This is a genomic window from Priestia sp. P5_B4, from assembly GCF_056400385.1.
On sequence record NZ_JBFULJ010000526.1, the window covers coordinates 1 to 2,662 of the forward strand.

Consider the following 2,662-nt stretch of genomic DNA (forward strand, 5'->3'; position numbering starts at 1 on the left):
GTTAGTGAAGAGTTCGAAGCCATTCACTACATTGTAAAAGATTCATTAAAGCCTTTTGAAACTTATATTGGCTGCTCTATTCCTGAAAGCGAAGTGATGTTTATTACCGTTTTTATTGGCGGACATTTAATTAACAGTGGCGAAACAATACAGCTTAAAAAGCGAGCGGTTGTTGTTTGTCCTAACGGGGTATCCATTTCACATTTGATGGAGCACACGCTGCGTGATTTATTTCCAGAGTTTTATTTCTACGAAGCTCTTTCGATTCGAGAATTTGAGCAATCAAAAGCAGAATTTGATATGGTATTTTCTCCTGTTCCTGTTCAGACTTCTAAGCATTTATTTATTGTGGAACAATTTATTACCGATTTTCAAAAGTTGCAGCTTCGGCAGCGAGTCATTCAAACCATATTCGGTTTAAATACATCCGTGGTAAACATTGAACAGTTAATAAGTGTCATTGAAAAATACGCAAAAGTTGATCAGAAGTCTCAACTTCAAAAAGCACTGCAAGATTATTTTTCTCTCCAAGTATTAAACGAAACAAGTAAAAATCAAGAATACAGTTTAGCAGATTTAATTACACCCGAAACAATTGTGCTGCGCGATCAAGTGGAAAGCTGGAAGGAAGCTATTTCAATAGCGGCTGCCCCRCTTTTACATAAAGGTATTATTACTGAAGCTTATATTGATAAAATGCAGGAACAATATCCGTCTATGTCTCCACATATTGTACTAAGACTTAATGTTGCAATACCTCACGCAAGCCCTGAGGATGGTGTTCAAGCAGTAGGCATGAGCTTACTTAAGTTAAAAGAAGGCTTATTGTGCGGAGAGCAAAAAGTTCATTTTATTGTTGTTATCGCAGCTATTGATAAAAAGAAACATTTAAACGCTATGCTGCAGCTGATGAAGTTAGCGGAAATGAACGGGGTAATAAATGAGATGAAACGGCTAAATGAAAAATACAAAATCTATGAAATAATTAAAACGCACTCTATCTAATCATGGTACAGAATGTATAGCAAGGAGGATACAATCGTGACATTACAGCCTTTTTTAAAAGAAGAGTTATTGAAGTTAAATAGTGTATGTAAAGATCAAGCCGATATTTTTGAAATGGTGTACAAAGAGGCATTTGGCAAAGGGTATGTCAGTGAAAACTTTCTGACAAAAATTAAAGAAAGAGAAGCATCTTTTCCGACAGGCCTCCAAATAGGCGATTACAGTGTAGCAATTCCTCATACAGATCCAGAGCACGTTTTTGAACAATTTATTAGTGTGGTTACCTTACAAAAACCTGTATCGTTTTATTTAATGGATGATAATACAAAAAAAGTGGATGTGCGCATTGTGCTTCTATTAGGGTTAAACCAGCCTCACACCCAGTTAACAGTACTTCAGGAGCTGATGCAAGCAATTCAAGATCAGCAAAAAATAGAGCAATTATTACAGGCTGAAAATCAAAGGGATGTTCAAGCTATTTTTAACGGAGTTGAAAAAATTAGTACAAAAGGGGAGAAGTAAAATGAAAAARTATACGGTATTAGTAGCRTGCGGAGCGGGAATTGCAACATCAACAGTGGTGTGTGAACGAGTAGAAAATTTATTAAAAGACAACGGCATTAACGCAGAAGTTGTGCAGTGTAAAATTGCCGAAGTAGCTTCTCGCCAAGAAGGAGCGGATTTAATTGTATCGACAACGATTTTACCCACAACGTACAGCATTCCAGCATTAAGCGCAACCTCCTATATCACAGGGATTGGCATGGAAGCACTRGAYCAAAAAATTCTGACGCATTTACAAGCATAGGTACCACGCGTTGCCTCCATTTTAGGAAATGACAAAAGAAAAATGAGGGATGGATATGGATAAACTTCTATCAGGTGTGCAAGCAGTATTAAATCTAGGACCTACAGTTATTTTACCAATTGCCATTTTTATCTTAGGCCTGTTATTTAAAACAGGAGCAAAAAAAGCGTTTAAATCTGGAATTACAATAGGAATTGGTTTTGTCGGCATCAACTTAGTTATTGATTTACTTGTAAAAAACTTAGGACCAGCAGCACAAGCAATGGTTGAACGATTTGGATTAAATCTAACTGTTATCGATACAGGATGGCCTTCTGCCGCTGCAATATCTTGGGCATCTCCCGTTGCAGCTATACTAATTCCTGTTTGCTTGTTTGTAAATATTATTTTACTTTTGTTAAAACTGACTAAAACGCTTGATATTGATATTTGGAACTATTGGCACTTTATCGCTGCTGGTGCAACAGGATACGTTGTCACAGGAAGCTGGTGGTTTGCAATACTGTGTACCGTTCTGTATGAAATTGCTGTTTTATTTGTAGCAGATAAGACAGCGCCAATGGTTCAAAAATTTTACGGGTTAGAAGGAATTTCTCTTCCTACGGGCTCTACAGCTGCGTTTGGACCAATTGGTATTTTGGTAGGTATGGGTGTATCAAGGATTCCAGGGATTAAAAGGTTGAACGCAGATCCCGAATCTATTCAAAAACGTTTTGGTATTTTCGGTGAACCAATGATGATGGGTTTAATCTTAGGGTGTGTAATCGGTATATTAGCAGGCTATGACCTTGGTAAAGTTTTTCAAGTAGGTATTTCAATGGGAGCGGTTATGCTTTTGATGCCTAGAAT

Annotated in this window: 4 protein-coding genes; all 4 read left to right on the top strand. The window is 37.2% G+C overall.

Annotated features, from left to right (window positions below; translation table 11 throughout):
* A partial coding sequence (locus tag AC1DRF_RS22415) for a PTS sugar transporter subunit IIA (RefSeq protein WP_477741724.1) occupies positions 1-1,005 on the top strand: 1,005 nt, incomplete at its 5' end.
* Positions 1,006-1,041: 36 nt separating this feature from the next.
* A complete protein-coding gene (locus AC1DRF_RS22420; RefSeq protein WP_013057901.1) occupies positions 1,042-1,527 on the top strand; it encodes a PTS sugar transporter subunit IIA in 486 nt (161 codons plus the stop codon).
* Position 1,528: 1 nt separating this feature from the next.
* Positions 1,529-1,813, top strand: coding sequence for a PTS sugar transporter subunit IIB (locus tag AC1DRF_RS22425; RefSeq protein WP_013057899.1), 285 nt, complete (start codon positions 1,529-1,531; stop codon positions 1,811-1,813).
* 55 nt (positions 1,814-1,868) lie between these two features.
* Positions 1,869-2,662 (top strand): PTS transporter subunit IIC (locus AC1DRF_RS22430; RefSeq protein ID WP_477741725.1); only part of this gene is annotated, 794 nt, incomplete at its 3' end.